General features: G+C 70.2%; 19 protein-coding genes. 9 read left to right on the top strand and 10 right to left on the bottom strand.

Translation table 11 applies throughout. The features are described from left to right. The first annotated feature begins 23 nt into the window (after positions 1 to 23). From V6V47_RS06105 to V6V47_RS06090, 4 genes are all read left to right on the top strand, one after another. Positions 24 to 1346 carry a glycosyltransferase family 87 protein gene (locus V6V47_RS06105; protein ID WP_334626982.1) on the top strand — a complete coding sequence of 441 codons (1323 nt, stop codon included), beginning with the start codon at positions 24 to 26 and terminating at the stop codon, positions 1344 to 1346. 41 nt (positions 1347 to 1387) lie between these two features. Then, positions 1388 to 2020: a phosphoribosyltransferase gene (locus tag V6V47_RS06100; RefSeq protein ID WP_334626981.1), complete on the top strand. Its 633-nt coding sequence runs from the start codon at positions 1388 to 1390 to the stop codon at positions 2018 to 2020. A 22-nt stretch (positions 2021 to 2042) separates the two neighbouring features. Further along, entirely contained in the window at positions 2043 to 2408 is a 366-nt protein-coding gene (locus tag V6V47_RS06095; protein WP_334626979.1) for a TFIIB-type zinc ribbon-containing protein, read from the top strand. A 115-nt stretch (positions 2409 to 2523) separates the two neighbouring features. Next, positions 2524 to 3201 carry a maleylpyruvate isomerase N-terminal domain-containing protein gene (locus tag V6V47_RS06090; protein WP_334626978.1) on the top strand — a complete coding sequence of 226 codons (678 nt, stop codon included), beginning with the start codon at positions 2524 to 2526 and terminating at the stop codon, positions 3199 to 3201. A 24-nt stretch (positions 3202 to 3225) separates the two neighbouring features. Here the strand turns inward: V6V47_RS06090 and dnaB are convergent, their stop codons facing one another. Next, a complete protein-coding gene (gene dnaB / locus V6V47_RS06085) occupies positions 3226 to 4626 on the bottom strand; it encodes a replicative DNA helicase (RefSeq protein ID WP_334626977.1) in 1401 nt (466 codons plus the stop codon). Between the two features lie 397 nt (positions 4627 to 5023). Between dnaB and V6V47_RS06080 the strand changes: the two genes are divergently transcribed. After that, complete coding sequence (locus tag V6V47_RS06080) at positions 5024 to 6568, top strand: hypothetical protein (protein WP_334626975.1); 1545 nt, start codon at positions 5024 to 5026, stop codon at positions 6566 to 6568. Positions 6569 to 6643: 75 nt separating this feature from the next. Here V6V47_RS06080 and rplI read toward each other — a convergent pair whose 3' ends face one another. The 4 genes from rplI to rpsF all read right to left on the bottom strand — a co-directional run bounded on the left by rplI (position 6644) and on the right by rpsF (position 8298). Then, positions 6644 to 7090: a 50S ribosomal protein L9 gene (rplI, locus tag V6V47_RS06075; RefSeq protein ID WP_334626973.1), complete on the bottom strand. Its 447-nt coding sequence runs from the start codon at positions 7088 to 7090 to the stop codon at positions 6644 to 6646. Positions 7091 to 7104: 14 nt separating this feature from the next. Next, positions 7105 to 7386, bottom strand: coding sequence for a 30S ribosomal protein S18 (gene rpsR, locus V6V47_RS06070; protein ID WP_051723758.1), 282 nt, complete (start codon positions 7384 to 7386; stop codon positions 7105 to 7107). Next, positions 7386 to 7925 carry a single-stranded DNA-binding protein gene (locus V6V47_RS06065; RefSeq protein WP_334626971.1) on the bottom strand — a complete coding sequence of 180 codons (540 nt, stop codon included), beginning with the start codon at positions 7923 to 7925 and terminating at the stop codon, positions 7386 to 7388. Before V6V47_RS06065 ends, rpsR begins: the two co-directional genes overlap by 1 nt. 82 nt (positions 7926 to 8007) lie before the next feature. Further along, positions 8008 to 8298 carry a 30S ribosomal protein S6 gene (gene rpsF / locus V6V47_RS06060; RefSeq protein WP_117668160.1) on the bottom strand — a complete coding sequence of 97 codons (291 nt, stop codon included), beginning with the start codon at positions 8296 to 8298 and terminating at the stop codon, positions 8008 to 8010. Between the two features lie 638 nt (positions 8299 to 8936). Between rpsF and V6V47_RS06055 the strand changes: the two genes are divergently transcribed. Together V6V47_RS06055 and V6V47_RS06050 are read left to right on the top strand one after the other, a co-directional pair. Then, complete coding sequence (locus tag V6V47_RS06055) at positions 8937 to 9728, top strand: deoxyribonuclease IV (protein ID WP_334626970.1); 792 nt, start codon at positions 8937 to 8939, stop codon at positions 9726 to 9728. Next, complete coding sequence (locus tag V6V47_RS06050) at positions 9725 to 12052, top strand: pentapeptide MXKDX repeat protein (RefSeq protein WP_334626968.1); 2328 nt, start codon at positions 9725 to 9727, stop codon at positions 12050 to 12052. Before V6V47_RS06055 ends, V6V47_RS06050 begins: the two co-directional genes overlap by 4 nt. A 23-nt stretch (positions 12053 to 12075) precedes the next feature. On the opposite strand, the gene V6V47_RS06045 is transcribed toward V6V47_RS06050, so the two are convergent. From V6V47_RS06045 to V6V47_RS06035, 3 genes are all read right to left on the bottom strand, one after another. Then, entirely contained in the window at positions 12076 to 13578 is a 1503-nt protein-coding gene (locus V6V47_RS06045; RefSeq protein ID WP_334626966.1) for a glycosyltransferase family 87 protein, read from the bottom strand. Between the two features lie 120 nt (positions 13579 to 13698). Next, positions 13699 to 16539: a transglycosylase domain-containing protein gene (locus V6V47_RS06040; protein WP_334626964.1), complete on the bottom strand. Its 2841-nt coding sequence runs from the start codon at positions 16537 to 16539 to the stop codon at positions 13699 to 13701. A 197-nt stretch (positions 16540 to 16736) separates the two neighbouring features. Further along, entirely contained in the window at positions 16737 to 17189 is a 453-nt protein-coding gene (locus tag V6V47_RS06035; protein ID WP_334626962.1) for a DUF5318 domain-containing protein, read from the bottom strand. 173 nt (positions 17190 to 17362) lie between these two features. Here V6V47_RS06035 and V6V47_RS06030 point away from each other — a divergent pair, with 173 nt between their 5' ends. Together V6V47_RS06030 and V6V47_RS06025 are read left to right on the top strand one after the other, a co-directional pair. After that, positions 17363 to 18001: a PadR family transcriptional regulator gene (locus V6V47_RS06030; protein ID WP_334626961.1), complete on the top strand. Its 639-nt coding sequence runs from the start codon at positions 17363 to 17365 to the stop codon at positions 17999 to 18001. Between the two features lie 23 nt (positions 18002 to 18024). Continuing rightward, positions 18025 to 19104 (top strand): inositol-3-phosphate synthase, encoded by a 1080-nt coding sequence (locus tag V6V47_RS06025; protein WP_334626959.1) that lies wholly within the window; start codon positions 18025 to 18027, stop codon positions 19102 to 19104. 95 nt (positions 19105 to 19199) lie between these two features. On the opposite strand, the gene V6V47_RS06020 is transcribed toward V6V47_RS06025, so the two are convergent. Beyond that, complete coding sequence (locus V6V47_RS06020; protein WP_334626958.1) at positions 19200 to 20138, bottom strand: hypothetical protein; 939 nt, start codon at positions 20136 to 20138, stop codon at positions 19200 to 19202. Positions 20139 to 20250: 112 nt separating this feature from the next. Beyond that, positions 20251 to 20730, bottom strand: coding sequence for a methylated-DNA--[protein]-cysteine S-methyltransferase (locus tag V6V47_RS06015; RefSeq protein ID WP_334626957.1), 480 nt, complete (start codon positions 20728 to 20730; stop codon positions 20251 to 20253). Positions 20731 to 20747 lie beyond the last annotated feature (17 nt).

The raw sequence follows: 20747 nt of genomic DNA, 5'->3' as shown, positions 1-20747 counted from the left end.
ACCGGTCTGCCAGACTGGCCCGCGTGATCGCCGACCACCCGACCGCCCGCCGTCGAAGCTGGCGGACGCTCGACACCGCCGCCGGCGGACTCGCCCTCGACCTCGGCCTCTACGCCGTCTCGGCCGCCTTCGCCGCGATCACCGCGCTCACCTCCACACTGCTGCCGCACCGGGCCTGGGGCGCCATCGCCGCCGTCGGCTACCTGATCGCGGCGCTGGCGGTGATCGTCCAACTCCTCCTCCGCCGCCGCACCGCAACCTCCCGGCTGGTCGGCCTACCGGCACGCTGGGCGGTCACCGGCCTCGCCTGGGCGAGCACCACACTGCTGCCCCTGCTCTGGCAGAGCATCGAACGGGCCAACGGCCGCACCGACCGGGCGCAGGAGGAGGTGCTGGTCGTGGAGCGAGCCGGCATCCGCCTGCTGGAGCACGGCACGCCATACCTCGGGCACGACGCGATCGCCGCCCTGCCACCCGGCGAACAACTGCTCGGCTACACCCCGTACCAACCGGGCATGGCGATCTTCGGCCTGCCCAGGGCGCTCGTCGACACCTGGTGGACCGACGCCCGGGTCTGGTTCGCGGTGGGCACCGCGTTGGCGCTCGCCCTCGCCGTGGCCGCACTCCGCACCGCGCCCGCCACCGTCCGCCGAGCACCCGACTCCGCGCTGCTGCGGGGCGTACAGGCCGCCACCGTCCTGCCGATCTGCGCGCTCACCCTCGCCACCGGCGGCGACGACCTGCCCGTACTCGCGCTCTGCCTGCTGGCCCTGGCACTCGCCGCAGCCGACCGACCCGGCCGCGCCGGCCTCGCGGTCGGGCTTGCCGGCGCGTTGAAGCTGTTCGCCTGGCCGGTCGCCCTGGTCCTGATCGTCTGGGGGCTGACCCAGCGGGCCGGCACCCGCGTCGCCGCCGGCGCGATCGGGCTGCCCATCGCGGCGCTGCTCCCGGCCCTGCTGGTCGACCGCGACGCGCTGACCGAGAACGTGCTGCGCTTCCCACTCGGCCACGGCCTCGTCACCAGCCCCGCACAGTCCCCGTTCCCCGGCCACCTGATCGCCACCGCGCTGCCCGCCGGCCGACTGATCGCCGCCGCGCTGCTGATCGCCGCCGGCGTGGCCATCGCCGTCCGACTCGCCCGCCGCCCGCCTCGCACCGCCGTCGCCACCGCGCTGATCAGCGGGTACGGGCTGCTCGTCGCGATCGCCCTGATGCCCTCGACCCGGTTCGGCTACCTGCTCTACCCGGTGGCGCTGCTCGCCTGGGCACCCGCCCTGCATCGCGCCGCCGACACGCCGACCGTCGGAGTGCCCGAGCAGCTGTCCGGTCGGGCCACTTCGGCCTAACTACCGGGCGGAACGACGCGGCAGGGCGTAGACCTGAGGGCATGACCACGTACCGCGACCGTGCCGAGGCGGGCCAGGCGCTCGCCGAGCGACTCACCGCCCTCATCGGCGAACCGGACGTCGTCGTCCTCGGCCTGGTCCGCGGCGGCGTGCCGGTGGCCCGGGTGGTCGCCGACCGTCTCGGCGTACCGCTGGACGTGCTGGTGGTCCGCAAGCTCGGCATGCCCTGGGCCCGGGAGGTCGCCTTCGGCGCGCTCGGCCCGGGTGGCGTGCAGGTCCTCAACGACATGGTGGCCGGCCGACTCAGCAGCGACGACATTGCCGAGGTCAGCCGCCGGGAACAAGCCGAGCTGGAACGCCGCGAGCAGCTCTACCGACGTGACCGGCCGCCACTGGACCTCACCGGACGGACCGCCGTGATCGTCGACGACGGCCTGGCGACCGGTGCGACCGCGCGCGCCGCGGTGGAGGTCGCCCGCAGGCTCGGCGCCCGGCGGGTCGTGGTCGCGGTCCCGGTCGGCGCACAGGAGGCGTACGAGCTGCTGGCCGCCGAGGCCGACCAGGTCATCTGCGCCCAACGACCGCCGGAGTTCGGTGCGGTGAGCGCCTACTACGACGACTTCCACGAGGTGTCCGACGAAGAAGTTACCGAGGTGCTCACAGCAAGTGCGTAGCTTGACCGGGTACCGTCGGGCGATGAGTCTCACCTGTCCCAAGTGTCACGGAGAAATGCGTCAGTACGAGCGCAGCGGCGTCGTCATCGACCAGTGCGGTGAGTGCCGGGGCATCTTCCTCGACCGCGGCGAGTTGGAGAAGCTGTTCGAGGCCGAGGCCAACTGGAGCCGCCAGCAGGCCGGCGGCCCGCCACCGCAGCCCACCCAGCAGCCAGGCGGCTACCCGCCACCGCAGCAGCCCGGTTACGGCGCTGTCCCCCCGCCGCCGCCCCCGCCCGCGCACGGCTACCCGCCGGCTCCGGCCTACGGTCAGCCGCAACACCACGGCTACCACGGCCACTACCGGCAGAAGAAGCGCAAGGGATTCCTCGACGAGATGTTCGGCTGAGCCGAGACCGACATCCCGCCCGGGCCGATCCACGCGTCGGCCCGGGCGCTCCGCGACGCAGCGGCACCCTCGCCAGCGGTTGGTGGCCAGGAAAGTTCATGCGAGGCTGCACCGCATGACCGCGATCCGGCAGGACGAGGCGCTGGCCCAGGCGTACGACGCGATCACCGCGGTGGTCACCGACCGGACCGACGCGGACCTGCAACGACCCACCCGCTGTCTGGGCTGGCTCGTCGCTGACCTGCTCTTCCACCTGATCGGCGACGCCCAGCGGGCCCTGGTCGCGCTGGCGAATCCGGCTGAGGGCCCCGCTGACGTGGACGACGTGAGCTACTGGCGCGGCTTCCCCTCTGGCGACGGTGACGACGCCCGGCACGCCTGGTGGGTCCGCCGATCGGCAGCCGCCTTCGACCGGCCGACCGGGATCGTCCGGCTCTGGGAGGACACGGCCCCGGCGGCGGTCCGGGCCGCAGCCGCAGCCGACCCGGCGGGGTACGTGAGCACGCAGGGCCACGTGCTGCGCGTACCGGATTTCCTCGCGACCCTGACCACCGAAGCCGTCGTGCACCACCTGGACCTGACACCGGAGCTGCCCGACGCCCCGCCACCCGGCCCACTGGCGGTACGGGTCGCGGTGGCCACGATGGACGGCCTGCTGAGCGACGAGGCGGTCCGCCCCGGCGCCTGGGACGACCAGGAGTTCCTGCTGAAGGCCACCGGACGCGTCCCGCTCACCGACCGGGACCGGCTGGAACTGGGCGAGTCGGCAGGTTGGTTTCCGCTGCTCGGCTGAGCGGCGGCCCCGGCGCCGCGACGGTCAGACGATGGCCATGTCGACAAAGCGGGACAGGTGCAGCTGGGCGGCGACCGTCACCGTGTCGGTGGGGCCATTTCGGTGCTTGGCAATGATGAAATCCGCTTCCCCCGCACGCGGCGACTCCTTGTCGTAGTAGTCGTCGCGGTGCAGCAGGATGACAACGTCCGCATCCTGCTCAATTGAGCCAGATTCCCGCAAATCAGACAACTGTGGGCGCTTGTCGGTGCGCTGCTCCGGGCCACGGTTGAGCTGACTGACCGCGATGACCGGGCACTCGACCTCCTTGGCCAGCAACTTCAGACCACGGGAGAGGTCCGCGACCTCCTGCTGCCGACTCTCGGTGCGCTTCGGCGAGGTCATCAGCTGGAGGTAGTCGACCACGATCATCTTGAGATCGTGCCGCTGCTTGAGCCGGCGCGCCTTGGCCCGAATCTCCATGAGGTTCATGCTCGGCGTGTCGTCGACGAAGAGCGGCGCCTCACTGATCTCACCCATGCACCGGGCCAGCTTGGTCCAGTCGTCGTCGGAGAGCTGCCCGCTGCGCAGCACGTGCAACGGCACGCGTGCCTCGGCGGAGAGCAGTCGCATGACGATCTCGACCTTGCTCATTTCCAGCGAGAAGATCGCGGCAGCCTGGTTGGCGCGAATAGCAGCATTTCGGGCAAAATCCATACTTGCGGTCGATTTGCCCAGACCAGGCCTGCCGGCCACGATGATGAGCTGCCCGGCGTGCAGGCCGTTGAGCAGTCGATCCAGGTCGGTGAAGCCGGTCGGGACGCCGGTCATCATCCCGCCCGACGCGCCCACCGCCTCGATCTCGTCGAGCGTCGGCTGCAACATGTCGGCCAGGACTGCGAAGTCCTCGCTGACCCGGCGTTCGGTGACGTCGTAGACCGCCTGCTGGGCGAGGTCCACGACGTCGTCGACGTCGCGGCTGCCGCCGTTCGCGGTGCCGTACCCGAGCTGCACGATCTTGGTGCCGGCCTCGACCAGGCGACGCAGCACCGCTCGCTCGCTGACGATTCGCGCGTAGTAGGCGGCGTTCGCGGCGGTCGGCACACTGGCGATGAGGGTGTGCAGATAGGGCGCGCCACCGACACGGACCAGGTCACCCGAGTCGGCGAGCGCGGCCGCCACGGTGATCGAGTCGGCTGGCTCACCCCGGCCGTAGATGTCCAGGATGATGTCGAAGATCGTGGCGTGGATCGGCCGGTAGAAGTCGTTGGTCTTGAGGATCTCGACGACGTCGGCGATGGCGTCCTTGGAGAGCAGCATGCCGCCGAGGACGCACTGCTCGGCAGCCACATCCTGAGGTGGGGTCTTGTCGAACTGGCCGTCCCGCTGCGCAGGCGGCTGCCCGCCGGAGCGTGGCTCCGCCCGCATGTCGTCGGTGACCGACACGGGTCCCCCCTCCACTGCGCCGGATCCGGTCCCAGCTCTACCGCTGGGGTACGACACTTCCGTCCGACCAGGCCGGTCGATCGGGGGCCATCGCGCCGGCGGTCGGGGGCCAACCTTACGGATCCCGAGGTCAGCGACCAACAAGCCCGGTGGACGAGCCTCGGGACAACCTGTGGATGTCGGTGGACGAGCATGTGCGCAGTGTGTGCACAGGCTGTGGACAACCGTTGGGGAATTCTCGGCTGCACGCCTCTGACCTGCGGATACGTGATCCCCAGCCTGTGGAGGAGAAATTTCCGGTCGGGTCTTTGGCACAATCGTCCCGTACTATCTCCAGCGAACGGCTTCACCTGGACAGCGGATTACGCTTTCGGTTCAGAAGGGTCACACTCCGGCCGTGAGTTACCGGGACTGGGAGCGCGGGGAGGGCAGCCCGCGCAAGCGCCAGCCGACCGTCTCGTGGGCTGCGCCCGCTCCGTCACTTCCGGTCGATCCGTACGACGAGGACGGGCGTTACCGCACCACCAGCCGACGGCGCGCGTTGGATCGTGGGCAGGACGAGCCGGTTGACGCCTACCTGCCCCGGTGGGCCCTGGAGTCGGGGGTTCGGCACGCTGACGGCGGCGGCCGGCACGCTGCGCCCGACGACGACGAGGATGAGCCGGGTCCACCGAGTTCGGGGTCCGGTTGGCGGGCCGTCGAGGCGACGACCACCCGGCGCCGAGCCAGCGGTACGAGCTGGCGGGAGCAGCCGGCGATCAGGGCGGCGCCCGATTCGGATCACACCCAGGAGTGGACGCTCGACCGTCCGCAGGAGCAGGGGTACGTCGGCAGTCGGCGAGCTGACGCCGTCGAGGAGGGGCCGGTCTCCGGCGCGGTTCCGGACCGTCGCCCCCGTCGTGCGCCCGCTGGTCGTCCTCAGGTGATCTGGTCCGGCGGCGACCTGGAGGCCGCCCCGGTTGAGCCGGCGCCTCGGCAGGAGGCGGAGCGGCCCACGCGGCGCAGCCGCCGTGCGGCGGAGGAGTCGTGGTCCCGTCCAGCTGTCGATCCGTGGGAGCGCGGGTCCGAGCGGGCGGCCGAGCCCGACCTGTCGTACGCGCCAGCGGTGGACCCGTGGGACGCGTCGGGCCTGCATGCGTGGCCGCCCGTGTCCGGTGCGGACCGGTCGGACGGCACGGACCTCAGCGGGCAGTGGTCGGCGCCGGAGAGCGTCGGCGGCTGGGAGCGGTCCGACCGCACCGGCCAGTGGGAGCGGTCCGCGGTCGAGGACGACCGGTGGGACCAGACGCTGCCACCGCGCTCCGACCGGTTCACGGCGGAGGAGGGTTGGGGGACCCGGGCCGACGGTTTCTGGTCCGGCACCCGGTTGGCCGATGACGATCCGCGATGGACGGATCCGCCGACGTCGGCACCTCGATCGCCGGTGGTCGGTTACACCGCTCCGCGTCCGCGCAGCGCCCCCGCACCACGTGGTGGGCCCCGGCGGCGGGCGGATGGGCCGCCGGTCGGTACGGCGTCGACGCGTCGGCGGGTCGAGTCGGCGGGCACCGGCGCGTGGGCGCGGCGTATCGAGGACGACCTGCTCGATCCGGATCCTGGTGGGCCGTTCCGGCCGCTGCTGTACACCGCGGCCTGTTACCTGGTGCCGGCGCTGCTGGTCTTCGTGTGGCTGTTGACGCTGGACAGCCAGGCGCCGGCGGGTTGTGTCACCGACATCAGCGGGGGTGGCTGCGACTCGCCCCGGTCGCGCGCATTGGAGTCGCTGATCGCCGGTGCGCCGCGGTTCGGGTTGGCGCTGGTGAGCAGTTTGGTGGTGGCGGCGCTGCTGCGTCGGGTGGGCACGACGTGGCGCTCGGCGACCGTGGCGCTCGCCGCCGCGGTGGTGGGCGGTGGGCTCTCCACGGTGCTGATCAGCGCGGTGACCGGTCAACCGATCGGCTGACCGGGCGCGACGACGAGATGCGCGAGGGCCCGCACCGATCGCTCGGTGCGGGCCCTCGTCGTGGTGTTGCTGGCGTCAGCCCTGAACGACGTTCAGGTTGAACGCGGCGGTCACCTCGGGGTGCAGCTTGATCTTCACCGGGTAGCTGCCGATCGACTTGATGTGACCGGGCACCTCCAGCCGGCGCCGGTCGAGGACCGGGCCGCCGGCGGTCTTGACGGCGTCGACGATCTCGGCCGGGGTGACCGAGCCGAAGAGCCGACCGCCGTCGCCGGCGCGGGCCTTCAGGTTGACCTTGAGACCCTCGAGCTGACCCTTGACCTCGTTGGCGTGGTCGAGGTCGCGGATCTCGCGGGCCGAGCGGGCCCGCTTGATGACCGTGACCTGCTTCTCCGCACCCTTGGTCCAGACGATCGCGAAGCCCTGCGGCAGCAGGTAGTTACGGCCGAAGCCGTCCTTGACCTCGACGATGTCGCCCGGGGCACCGAGGCCGGACACTTCCTGAGTCAGGATGATCTTCATATCGGTGCCTCCTCTCAGCGGGTGGTGGCCGTGTACGGCAGGAGCGCCATCTCACGGGCGTTCTTGACCGCACGGGCGATCTGCCGCTGCTGCTGCGAGGTCACGCCGGTCACCCGCCGAGCGCGGATCTTGCCGCGGTCGGAGATGAACTTGCGCAGCAGCGCGGTGTCCTTGTAGTCGATGTAGGCGATCCCGTCCTTGTCGAGCGGGTTCACCTTCTTCTTGGGCTTGCGCAGTGCCGCAGCCTTGGCCGTTGCACGTGCTCCTGGTTTGCGATCGCGGGCGCTCGGCGCCATTAGAACGGTGGCTCCTCGTCAAAATTGGCGCCCGAACCGGCACGCGCGGGGGAAGGTGCGGCCGAAGCCCAGGGGTCGTCGAAGTTGCCTCCGCCGCCACCCTGGCCACCACCGCCACCGCTGCCGCCACCGAAGCCACCGCCACTGCCGCCGGAGCGGGCCATCTTCTGCACCTTCGCCGTGGCGTAGCGCAGGGACGGGCCGATCTCGTCGACCTCAAGCTCAATGACGGTGCGCTTCTCGCCCTCGCGGGTCTCGTAGGACCGCTGACGCAACCGGCCCGACACGATCACCCGAGCGCCACGCTGCAGCGACTCGGCGACGTGCTCGGCGGCCTGACGCCACACGGTGCAAGCGAGGAACAGCGGCTCGCCGTCCTTCCATTCGTTCGACGCCTTGTCCATGAAACGGGGCGTCGAAGCGACTCGGAACTTGGCGACCGCAGCCCCGGAGGGGGTGAACCGCAACTCGGGGTCATCGGTCAAATTACCGATGACCGTGATGGTGGTGTCTCCTGCCATGACCATCTCCTCGCGCACTCAACGTCTCGTCGTACAGACTCGCAGAGCCGTACGACAGAGCCGTGGAGGCTGATCCGGACGAACCGGGGGGTTTGAATGCTTAGCGCATCTCTGGCCGGATGACCTTGGTGCGCAGCACGGACTCGTTGAGCCGCAGCTGACGGTCCAGCTCGGCCACCGCAGCAGGCGTGGCCTGCAGGTCGATGACGGCGTAGATGCCCTCGGCCTTTTTGTTGATCTCGTACGCGAGGCGCCGGCGGCCCCACACGTCGGTCTTCTCAACAGAGCCACCCGCGGTCCGGATCACGTTCAGGTACGTGTCGAGCGACGGGGCGACGGTGCGCTCCTCGAGGCTGGAATCGAGGATCACCATTACTTCGTAATGACGCAAGACGTGCTCACCTCCTGTGGGCTAAGCGGCCACGGTCCTTCCGTGGCAGGAGGTCTGGCGTCGCTGCCCGCACGTGCCGGGGAGACCCGGCCGGACGCGGACAACCTGACCAGGATACCCGGTCGGGACGATCATGCCCGGGGTGGTCTGGCCAGTTGCCCCGGACGTGCCGACGGGGGCCCGCCGCCCGACCGTCACCGGTCAGTGGTGGACCCCCGTCAACGAGGCCGCGAGGCGTCCCGTCCGCATTCCTTGGGTGGGACCTGGGGAGGAACGACCACACCGATGAGGTTGGACCGAAGACGCCCCGCGGAGCTTTATCGTGTTGTTACCTGACGATACAACGGGTCTTGTACCTTGTCGGGGGAAAAAGCACAAATTTCCGAGATTCTTCATCGGTCGAACGAGGGTCCCGAGGGGTCGCCCCTGCCACGCCGGGCCGCGTGGCAGGGACAACCTCGCTATCGGTCCGTCGACCGCCGGTTGCCGTACGCGGCGATCACGCCGCCAGCGGTACCGGGCACTGGCCATCGGTTCCAATCCATCAACGACCATCGGTCCGTCGGGTGACGCGTCCGTCCGCGACTCTGCACCGGCCCTCACCCCACCCGTCGGGGTCGCGACGTAGGCTCGCTCGCATGCGTATCGGAGCCCACGTCGATTCGACCGACCCGCTGGCGGAGGCGGCCGCCCGGTCCGCCGACACCGTGCAGTTCTTCCTCTCCGATCCGCAGGGGTGGAAGGCCCCCAAGCCGCGGGAGGACGCCGAGCGCCTACGCGCCGCCGAGGTCGACCTCTACGTGCACGCGCCGTACGTCATCAACGTGGCGACCCTCAACAACCGGATCCGGATCCCCAGCCGCAAGCTGCTCCTCGGGCACGCCAACGCGGCCTCCGCGATCGGCGCCAAGGGCCTCATCGTCCATGGGGGGCACGTCAATGCTGGTGACGATCTGGCCGTCGGCTTCGACAACTGGCGTAAGACATTCGCGTACGCGGCCGATTCCGGCGGCTTCGGCGTCCCGGTCCTGATCGAGAACACTGCCGGCGGCGACAACGCGTGCGCCCGGCGGCTGGACGCGCTGGCCCGACTCTGGGACGCCATCGGTGACCACGAGGTCGGCTTCTGCCTCGACACCTGTCACGCGTACGCCGGCGGCGAGGAGCTGCTCGGCCTGGTCGACCGGGTGAAGGCGATCACCGGGCGGATCGACCTGGTGCACGCCAACAATTCCAAGGGCGCGTTCAACTCCGGCCAGGACCGACACGACAACCTCGGCGGCGGGACGATCGATCCGGAGCTGGTGGTGGCGGTGATCCGGGCCGCGGGCGCGCCGGTCGTCGTGGAGACCCCGGGAGGCGTGGTCGGCCAGGCCGCCGACATCGACTTCCTCCGTGAGCAGCTTGGGACGGAGAGCCCGGGAGCATGACGACCGGACAGCCCGGGACCGGGAACGCCCGGCCCACCCCCTCCGGGGCCACCAACATCCGACCGACCACCCCGCCCGCAGCAGGCACGCCCACCCCGACGACGCGCACCGTCACCTCGGCGCCCGACCCCCGGACCGTTGAGGACCGCCCGTTGGAGACCGTCGACACGGCGGCCACGGCCGACCACCCGACGAAGGACGCCGCACAGCGCGACCCGGCCAGGGACGACGCCGCCAAGGACGGACCAGACCGGGCCACCACCCTTGCCGACGATCCGAAGGGCGGAACGGCCAAGGAGTACGCCCCGAAGCCCGTCCCCGCGAAGGACACCAGCGCCGAGGACGGCGCGACCAAGGACGGCGCGGCCAAGGACGGCGCGGCCAAGGACGGCGCGGCCAAGGACGGCGCGGCCAAGGACGGCGCGGCCAAGGACGGCGCGACCAAGGACGGTGCGACCAAGGACGGCGCTGCCAAGGACGGCGCGACCGAGGTGAAGGCGGCCAAGGGAGAGACCGCGGACGACGCCGACGGTGCGGGAAAGCCGGTGGGCACCGAGCGTTGGGAGGCGTTCGCTTCCGCGCCGGAGCCGGCACCAACCCGACGCAGCCGGGCGGCCCGTGCGGTCGGCCGGTTCCTGGTGCACGAGTGGACCCTGGCGACGCTGGGCGCGCTGGCACTGGCCGTGTTGATGACCTGGCCGACCCTGCGCTACCCGCTCTACACGCTCCCGCAGGACTACTGGGACCCGAGCCTGCAGGCCTGGCAGATGGCGTGGTCCGGGCACATCCTGCTGGCCGACCCGGCGCACCTGTGGCAATCCAACACGTTCTTCCCCGAGCTGTGGAGCTTCGCGTTCTCCGACACGCTGCTCGGTTATGCCCCCGCTGGAATGCTCGGCAGCGGCCCCGAGGACGCGGTGCTGCGCTACAACATCATGTTCGTGTTGGCGCACGCGCTCGCCACGCTCGGGGCGTACGCGCTGGCCCGGCAGCTCGGCGCGGGCCGCATCGGCGCGGCGGTGGCCGGAGTCGGCTACACGTACGCGCCGTGGCTGCTGGCCCAGGCCGGGCACCTGCACGTGCTCTCCAACGGCGGCATCCCGCTGGCGCTGGCCATGTTGGCGCGCGGGCACGGCTGGTCGCTGCGGCACGGCTACCGACCCGAGCGCCGGCACGACGGGTGGGTCTACTCCGGTTGGCTGGTGGCCGCCTGGCAGCTCAGCCTCGGCTTCGGCATCGGCCTGCCGTTCGCGTACTTCCTGGCCGGCGCGGTGCTGGTCGCCGCCGTCCTCTTCGTCGTGCGGCGACTCCGGACCGGCCAGGCGCCGCCGTTCGGTCGCCGGCTGCTCGTCGCCGATCTGGTCGGCGGGGCGCTCTTCGCCGGGGTCGGCCTGCTGATGGCGATCCCGTTCTTCAAGGTGACCGAGCTGCACCCGTACGCCGAGCGCACGATCGGCGACATCAGCCTCTTCTCTCCTCCGGCGACCGGCTTCGTGACCGCGCCCGCGGAGTCCCGGATCTGGGGTGGGCTGCACGAAGGTGCGCGCGCGGCGCTGCCATGGCACCCGGAGATGACCCTGTTGCCGGGGTTCGTGCTCTACGCGCTGGCCGCGGGCGGGCTGTTCTTCTCGGTGTGGCGGCTGCGACACCGGCTGCTGCTGCTCGCCGGGGTGCTGGTGACCATGGCCTTCGCGATGGGCACCCGTTTCTTCGACGGCAGCTTCACCTACGTGCCGCTCTTCGAGCACGCGCCGGGTTGGAGCGCGCTGCGTACCCCCGGTCGGTTGATGCTCTGGACCACGCTGCTGCTCGGCCTGCTCGCGGCGGGCGCGGTCACCGCACTCACCGACCGGGTCCGTGAGCTGGCCGCGCAGCGCATCCCCTCGTGGCCGGGTCCGTGGCTGCGGCTGGCAACCCTCCTGCCGCTGCTGCTGGTCACCGTGGAGGGCCTGAACATCACCCCGCACCCGGTGGTGCCGACCCAGCCGGCCGCGCTCCGCACGGTGGAGGGGCCGATGCTGGTGCTGCCCAGCAACCAGAGCCTGGACCAGCACGTGATGCTCTGGTCGACCAGCCGTTTCCAGGACGTGGTCAACGGCGGCAGCGGGTTCACTCCGCATCAGCTCGACGACGTCCGCCGGGTTACCCAGTCGTTCCCCGACCAGACCAGCGTCGACTACCTGCGCACCCTGGGCGTACGCAATGTGGTGCTGCTGCGCGGGCAGGTCGCCGGGACGCCGTGGGAGTTCACCATCGACGCACCGGTCGAATCGCTCGGCATCGCGCGTCAGGAGATCGACGGGGCGGTGGTCTACCGGCTCTGACCCGACGGGGCCGTCCGCGCGGGTCAGGCGGTGGCTGGTTCGGCTGCTGCTTTGTTTGTCGGGTGGCGCCATCGGTCCAGCCAACCCGCGTCGGCAGCGCCGTCGAGCACGCCGCCGTCCGGGTCGTCCGGATAGGTGGCCCGCACCGCATCCCGCTCGGGGTGCAGGATCTCCCGGATGACCAGCACGCAGAGCACCACCACGGTGGTCAGGCGCAACGAGGCCGCCAGCACGAACACCCCCTCCGGGAAGACCGGACGGCTGGTCGCAGCGCCGAGCAGCTCGCCGTAGAAGGCGACGAAGTAGCAGACCTCGGCGAACTGCCAGGCCAGGAAGGCACCCCACTTCGGCCGGGCCAGCACCGCCAGCGGCAGCAGCCAGAGCACGAACTGCTGGGACCAGACCTTGCTGAAGATGAGGAACGCGGCGACGACCAGGAAGGCGAGTTGGGCCAGCCGTGGTCGGCGCGGTGCCCGCAGCGCCAGCACGGCCACGCCGAGGCAGGCCAGCGCGAACAGGGCGTACGAGAGGGTGTTGAGGGTGGGGATGTGGACGTTCAACCACTCGAACGGGCCGAGTCGGCCAGACTCGCTGCCGACCTTGCCGTCCAGGTAGCGCCCGATGTACCAGAGCGTGCCCCAGTCGATGGGCCGGGTGGTGTTGAGCTCGAAGAAGCGGCCCCAGTTCTCCGGGTTCGCCCACACAGCGGGCAGGTTCACCAACACCACGGCGACGATCGCCGCGCCGACCGCGGTGAGCGCGGCGCGTACCCGGGCGGCGCGCAGCGCGAGGATGAGCACCGGCCCGAGCAGGAACAGCGGCCAGAGCTTCGCTGCGCCGGCAAGGCCGAGCAGTACGCCGGCCAGCGCCGGTCGTCGTCGGGCCCAGGCCAGTAGGCCGAAGGCGGCCAGCCCGACGGCGAGCAAATCCCAGTTGACGGTGGCGGTGAGCAGTAACGCCGGGGCGAGTGCGAACAGCGCCGCGTCCCAGGGTCGTCTGCGCCGCAGCGCGAGGATCACCGCCACGGTCGCCACCGCGAGAGCGCCCAGCACCAGCGCGTTGAGGTTGTAGAACCACTGACCCTGGTTGATGCTCGGGTCGCCGTCGCCGATGGCGTGCACCGGCAGACCCAGCGCCCCCATGAAGTAGCCGGTCAGCACCGGATACTCGACCGGGTGGTCGCGGTAGGGCACCTTGCCCTCGTTGAGCCCTTCGGCGTAGTAGAGGGCGAGCACGTCGCTGTAGCAGAACCGGGTGTACTGGACGTTGTTCTGCCAGGCGCCGTCCTGGCACGGCGACTTCTGCACCCAGTGCAGGGCGAGCGTGAGGCAGGCCAGTGCCAGCACGATCCGGACGGCGGTCCAGAATCGGCGCTCCGGCCGACCGGCCGGTCGGTCCAGTGCCGTGGCGTGGTCGCCCAGCGGCCCGCCGATCACGCTGGAGATGCCGCGGACGAACCCGTCGGAGCGGGACGGGTGGTCGGTGGTTCCGGCGTCGTCGATGCCGGGCGTCGACTGGGTGCTCATGAAGAGGCATCCTGCCGTACGACCCGGGTGCGCGCCCCTTCCCGACGCGGCCCCGGGGTACAAAAACGCCGTCGCCGCCCGGACACAGGTGCCCGCCCGGCGACGGCGAGCGGTGCTGCGTCAGTCCCGATTGGGTGGCAGGCCGGGCAGCAGTCCGCCGCCGTTCCCGCCGTTGCCGTTGCCGTTGCCACCGTTCCCGGGGCCGCCGGGCCCGCCCGGAAGGTTCGGGTTGGTCGGGTTGGTGGGGCCGTTGGGATTCGGGCAGAAGGGATCCGTTGCTGGGTCACAGCCCGGCTGGCCACCCGGAGGCGGCGGGGGCGGCGCGGCCGCCTCGCCGTTGCCGGAGTTCACATCACCCTTGTTGGCCGCCGGCGGGAAGTCCATCTTGTCCTCACCCTTCAGCGCCTGGTTCATGAACCGCTCCCAGATGTCACCGGGCAGGTTGCCGCCGCTGACCTTGCGCTTGTCCTTGAGGATGAGGGGCAGCCGGTTCTGCACGTTGCCCACCCAGACCGCGGTCGCCAACTGCGGGGTGTAGCCGATCATCCAGGCGTCACCATTGTCGGAACTGTCGCCCTTGAGCTCCCACGTGCCGGTCTTGGAGGCAGCCTTGCGGCCGTCGTCGAGCGTGTGGTGGACCGCGGCCGGGTAGTCCTCCAGCACCGACGTCACGTCGGCGACGACATCCTTGTCGACTGTCCGCCGTGACTTGAGTTGCTCGTCGAGCACCTTGTCCCACTTGCCGGTGGTCGGGTTCTGCTTCTGGACCGAGTAGAGGAAGTGCGCCTTGTTGTAGACGCCGCCGTTGGCGAAGGTGGCCACCCCGTTGGCGTGGTCCAGCACGGTGATCGGGTACTGGCCGTAGCCGACGACGTTGAAGAATGGCGACGGGGCGAGCTTCTTCGGGTCACCGTTGACCAGGTCGTACGGCTTGGGCGGGGTGGTGTCGGTACGCCACATGGTGGTGACGCCCGCCTGCTTGGCCATGTCGAGCACCTTGTCCGCGCCGATCTCCTCGGTGACGTGGTAGAACGGCACGTTCAGCGACTTGAGCGTGGAAACCCGGAGCGTGCAGGAGTTGTGGCAGGACGGGTCATCGACACCGGCGTTGCTGACCTTGAACTTGGTGCCCGTCGGCGTGAACGCCTTGCCCTTCCAGCGCGACTCCAGCGCCTTGCCCTCCTTGAGCGCGGCGGCCAAGGTGTAGATCTTGAAGCTGGAGCCCGGCGAGTGGCCGCCGCTGACCGCCCCGGTGGAGTCGGTGTTCTTGCCGGCGTAATCGGTGCCGGTGCCGTTGTCACCGCCGTAGTAGGCGACCACCCGGCCGTTCTTCGGGTCGATGGCGACCACCGCCGCCATCAGGTTCTTTGGCTGGCCGTCCAACTCGGAGCCCTTGGACTTGCGCTGGGCGGTCGCGACCGCGGCCTTCTGGGTGTCGACGTCGATCGTGGTGCGGATTCGGTAGCCACCGGCCATCAACGCCTGCGAACAGAGCGGCTTCTTGTCGGTCACCTCCGCCTCCTTGTCGACGCAGACGCCTCTGTCCCGCATCTCCTCGCGGACGTAGTTGATGACGTTGCCGTACGGCGTGTCGACGCCGTAGTCGACGCCGATGCCGCCATTTTTCGGGGCCTTGATGGTCTTCGGGTACTCGGTGGGGCGGGGCTCCTTACCGGGCACGCCCAGCCAGCCCTCCTTGACCATGCCGTCGATCACGTAGGTCCAGCGGTCCTGGGCGGCGGTCGGGTTGATCGCCGGGTCGTACCCCTGGTGGGTCGCGCTCGGCTCGGGTTGCTTGATCAACGCGGCGAGCACCGCGCCCTCGCCCGGCTGGAGCTGGCTCACCGACTTGCCGAAGTAGGTCTGCGCCGCCGCCTCGATGCCGTAGGCACCCCGGCCGAAATAGATCACGTTGAGGTAGTGCTGCATGATCTGCGGCTTGTCGAACTTGTCGTTCAACTTGGAGGCGAAGATCGCCTCCTTGACCTTCCGGGCGTAACTGTCGTCCTTGAGGTTCTCGTAGGCGTTACGCGCGTACTGCTGCGTGATGGTGGAGGCACCCTGCTTGTCGCCGCCGGAGACGTTGTTCCATGCGGCGCGGGCGATGCCCCGGTAGTCCACGCCGGAGTGCCGGTAGAAGTTCCGGTCCTCGGCGGCGGCCACCGCGTCCTGCACGAACTTCGGGATCTGGTCGATGGTGACCAGGGTCCGGTTCTGGTCACCGACCTTGGCGATGATCGTCTTGTTGTTGGAGGCGTAGAGCGTGGTCGCCTGCGGTGGCGTGATCTCTTCCGGCAGCACCACGCTGGTCGAGTAGTAGGTGAAGGTCACCACCCCGATGCCAGCGAGCATGATGAAGACCGCGACCCCGGCGATCATCAGGTTCATCCGCTTGCGCTTCTTGGCCCGGGCCGGGCCGGCCGGACCACCCGCACCGCGACCGCCGCGACCGGGACCGTTGGGCCCGCCGGGGCCACCCGGCCCACCGGAGACCGGAGAGACGCTCGCCCGGGCCACCACGGCCCGACCGCCCACCGATGGGGAGCCGACGCTGGCCCGCCCGGCCGAGGCGGCGCCGACGGACGCGGAGCCGACCGTGGCCCGTCCCGCCGGTGCGCCCGGAGACACGGGGACCGAGGCACGGCCCGCGCCCGCCCGACCGGCCGCCACGCCGGGTGCCGGCGACACCGGCACCGAGGCGCGGCCCGGACTGGCCGAACCCACCGAGGCGGAGCCGCTCGCCGCACCTCCGCGCGGCGGTACCGCGGCCGAACCACCGACCGAGGCACGTCCGCCGGCAGCCCGGGGGGGCACCGCGGCGCGGCCGGGAGACGCCGCGCTGCCACGGGAGTCGCCCTCGGGGCGGCGGTACGCGTCACCCGCGCCCGGTCCGGGGTCGCCGCCCGGGCCCGAATACTGGGCCCGCCCGCGCTCAGAACTGGGATCGCCGTACGAATTCATTCCTCACACCCTGCCGGTCGCGGTGGGGCGCGACTGCGCCGCCACCGGGTTGCCGTGAGTTGCTTCACCTGCGTCGCCGGCACGGGGGTGCCGGTTCGCTGGGGTCATTGCCGGATCATTCGGGCCAATCAGACCAACGAGCGGTCGGCCGTCCCGGGGTATGTCTGCGGCCCCGGGGCCGGTCGGACCAGCGTGGATCACCGTTGCGCCTCTCGCCTCCGTCGACCGGCACCGGCGGTGCCCGTCGCGTCCTGCTGCTCGGCGGCGCCGTCGCCGTCGCCGGTGAGACCGTCCCGGCCGAGCAGGTACTGCTCGACGAGATGGTTCCAGTCACAGCCGAGACACACCTCCACCACGAAGACCTGAAACTCACGCAGCGTCATTGCCAGCACGGGCAACTCGGCCAGTGTCCGGGCCTGGCCGGCCGACTGCTTGAGTTCGTCCCCGTAAATGTAGTGGACGAGGGTCAGGTTCTCACTACGGCAAATGGGGCAACGACGATCGGTTGGCTCACCGTGGAACCGAGCGGCGTTCTTCAGGTAGGGCGATGCGTCGCAGACGTCGTACGTGCCGACGTGGCCGGCCACCAGCTCACGCAGCACTGCTCGCTTCTGAAGCGAGTAGTCGACGACCTGGCGCTGCGTACGCATGCCGAGAAGGGTACGCGGTCCGGCTCGACCAGGCGACCACGGTCACAATCAGTGACGAAGACATGCCGGAACGAGGGTTTGCCCTGATCCTCGCGAGCCGCTAACGTGCGATGTATCGGTCCGATACATCGCGGCGGTTACCGCTCCGCGCGGGGGGTAAGAGAGGGTGGCCAGTGCTCGAGTTCGCCATCCTCGGCCTCCTGCAGGAGTCTCCGATGCACGGCTATGAGCTGCGCAAGGAGCTGACCGCCAAACTCGGCGCCATCCGGGCTGCGATCAGCTACGGCTCGCTCTACCCCACCCTGCGCAGGTTGCAGGCGGCCGGGTGGATCACCGAAGCTGCCGAGGCACCGGTCACCGCCGAGGAGGTCCCCGCACTGACCACCCGACGAGGTCGGGTGGTCTACAAAATCACCGCGGACGGCAAGGAACGCTTCGCCCAACTGATCGCTCAGGCGGGGCCCGAGACGTACGACGACACGGGCTTCGGGGTGCACTTCGCGTTCTTCGCCCGGACCGACCAGGCGACCCGCCTGCGCATTTTGGAGGGTCGCCGCCGCAAGATCGAGGAGCGTCGCGAAGGGCTTCGCGACGTGCTGGGCCGGGCGGCCGAGCGCCTCGACGCTTACACCCTGGAACTGCAGCGCCACGGCCTTGACGCCTGTGAGCGCGAGGTCCGCTGGCTGGAGGAGCTCATCGCCAACGAGCGCTCCGGCCGAGCCCCGACGGTCCCGCACATGGGGACGGCCGGCGGCCGACGAGAAGACAACAGCCCGCCTCCGCCTGGAGAGACCAGGAATGAGCGGCCGTGACAGAAAAGAAGGAGGCAGACGCTATGGGCTCCGTCCGCGTCGCCATCGTCGGTGTGGGTAACTGCGCCTCGTCCCTGGTTCAGGGCGTCGAGTACTACCGGAATGCCGACCCGAACGACCGCGTCCCGGGTCTCATGCACGTCACCTTCGGCGAGTACCACGTCTCCGACGTGGAGTTCGTCGCAGCGTTCGACGTGGACGCCAAGAAGGTGGGCATGGACCTCGCGGAGGCGATCGTCGCCAGCGAGAACAACACCATCAAGCTCTGCGACGTGCCGCCGACCGGCGTGTCCGTGCAGCGTGGCCCGACCTTCGATGGTCTGGGTGAGTACTACCGCGAGATCGTCGAGGAGTCCGACGCGACCCCCGTCGACGTGGCGCAGGCGCTGCGCGACGCGCAGGTCGACGTCGTGGTCTCCTACCTGCCGGTCGGTTCCGAGCAGGCCGACAAGTTCTACGCCCAGGCCGCGATCGACGCCGGTTGCGCGTTCGTCAACGCCCTGCCGGTCTTCATCGCCTCGGACCCCGAGTGGGCCAAGAAGTTCGAGGACGCGGGCCTGCCGATCGTCGGTGACGACATCAAGAGCCAGGTCGGTGCCACCATCGTGCACCGCGCGCTCGCGAAGCTCTTCGAGGACCGCGGGGTCGAGCTGCTGCGCACGTACCAGCTCAACTTCGGCGGCAACATGGACTTCATGAACATGCTGGAGCGCAAGCGGCTGGTCTCGAAGAAGATCTCGAAGACCCAGTCGGTCACCTCGCAGATCCCGCACGAGATGAGCAAGAGCGACGTGCACATCGGCCCGTCGGACCACGTGCCGTGGCTGGACGACCGCAAGTGGGCGTACATCCGCCTGGAGGGTCGCTCCTTCGGTGACACCCCGCTGAACGCCGAGCTCAAGCTCGAGGTGTGGGATTCTCCGAACTCGGCCGGCGTCATCATCGACGCGGTCCGCGCCGCGAAGATCGCGCTGGACCGGAAGATCGCCGGCCCGATCCTGTCGGCGTCGTCGTACTTCATGAAGTCCCCGCCGGTGCAGTACGCCGACCACGACGCCCACCAGGCCGTGGAGGAGTTCATCGCCGGTGAGGTCGAGCGCTGACCCGCTGAACAACAGCACGTACGGCCGAGGGCCGGGTCCGAATGGACCCGGCCCTCGCCGCGTTCAGCCCTGCATCGCCGGGTACGGCGACCGGCTTACTGCCACTTCGGCGACTTCGACTTGGCCGCAGCCGTCCGCTTCGCCGCGCGGGCAGCGACCGACTCGGCGCTACGCGCTCCCGCGCCGGCCGCGAACGGCAGGACCTCCGGGTTGACCGAGCCGATGCCGACCACGAACGCCACCACGTCGATGATGACGTGGGTGGCGCGGGCGACGTAGACGGAGATGAAGTCGGCGTCGTAGCCGATGCCCGACATGAACGAGTTCGAGATCACCTGGTTGGTCAGGTAGTTGATCGTCGAGAATTCCGTCGGACGCGGCACGCCGTAGGGGAAGATCTGCACGAAGCCCGAGGCGACCGCCGTCGTGACGGTGAGGTTGCCGAAGAGCGCGTCACCGTAGAAGACCCAGTCGCGCAGGTCGAGGTGGATGGTCTGACCGTCGCGCACACGACCCGAGCTGTCCAGGGTGGTGGACGAGGGGTTGACGATCAGTCGGCGACCCGCGGCCGAACGAGTGTCGACCAGCCGCTGCGGCAGAATCGGCACGATCCGGTTCGAGTTGCCGGTGGTGTGCACGTAGTCGATGAGGGCCTGGCCCTCGTACTGCGCGGAGACCACCTGGTAGTTGCCGAACTGGTCCACGCCGACCGAGCCGACCGGGGCATCGTTGTTCAGGAAGTCCCCGCTGGGGACCAGCTGCAGCGCCGGGCCGGAGAGCGCGTAGTCGCTCTCGTTGGTGATGCTCGTGTTCGCCAGCCGCAGGGTGGGGCTGGCAGCGGTGCTGGTCAGCGCCGTGGTGGAGTTGCCGGCGGCGTTGGTCGCGCCCTGCACCACCGGGTCACCGGGGGCGGCCTGGGCCGGCGCGGCGACGGCGGCACCCACCACGGTGGTGCCGGCAACGCCAGCGGCGACGGTGCCCGCGCGGCGCAGCAGCCGGCGACGGTCGACAGTCTTGTCCTGCTTCTCGGTCATCGGTCCCCCGTGAAAATCGGTGAAATGACGCCCGATCATGACGGTTGTGGTGCGATCTCCACATCGACCGATCGGCCGATAAGAATGGCCGAGGACCGATCGGGATGGACGGTCAGGACCACTGGCGTTGCAGGGCCACCCGGGCCTCCAGCTCCAGCAGGTGCACCTTGCGCGGCAGACCGCCGCCGAACCCGACCAGCCGGCCACCGGCACCGACGATGCGATGACACGGCACGATGACCGGTATCGGGTTGCGATTGCAGGCCACACCCACCGCCCGCGCCGCTCCGGGGTCGCCCACCCGGCGCGCCACATCGCCGTAGGTCAACATCTCGCCGTACGGGATCCGGGTCATCTCCCGCCACACGGCACGCTCGAACTCCGACCCGAGCGGTATCGACACCGGCACAGTGAATTCGGTCACCTCGCCGGCGAAGTACGCCCGCAGCTCGGCGATGGCCTGCCGGGACAGCGCGTCGTGGGGTTCGTCGGCCGCCGCATCCACCCGGCCGAAGTGTGCGCCGCAGACGCTGTCCTCGTCGGTGGCCACGGAGAACTCGCCGATCGGGGAGTCGAGCACGGTCCAGCGCATTGACCCATTGTCCCCGA

Source organism: Micromonospora sp. CPCC 205539, assembly GCF_036906815.1.
Taxonomy (GTDB): Bacteria; Actinomycetota; Actinomycetes; order Mycobacteriales; family Micromonosporaceae; genus Micromonospora.
The sequence above is the reverse complement of the archived record's forward strand: the minus strand, read 5'-3'. Positions and strand labels throughout refer to the sequence as shown.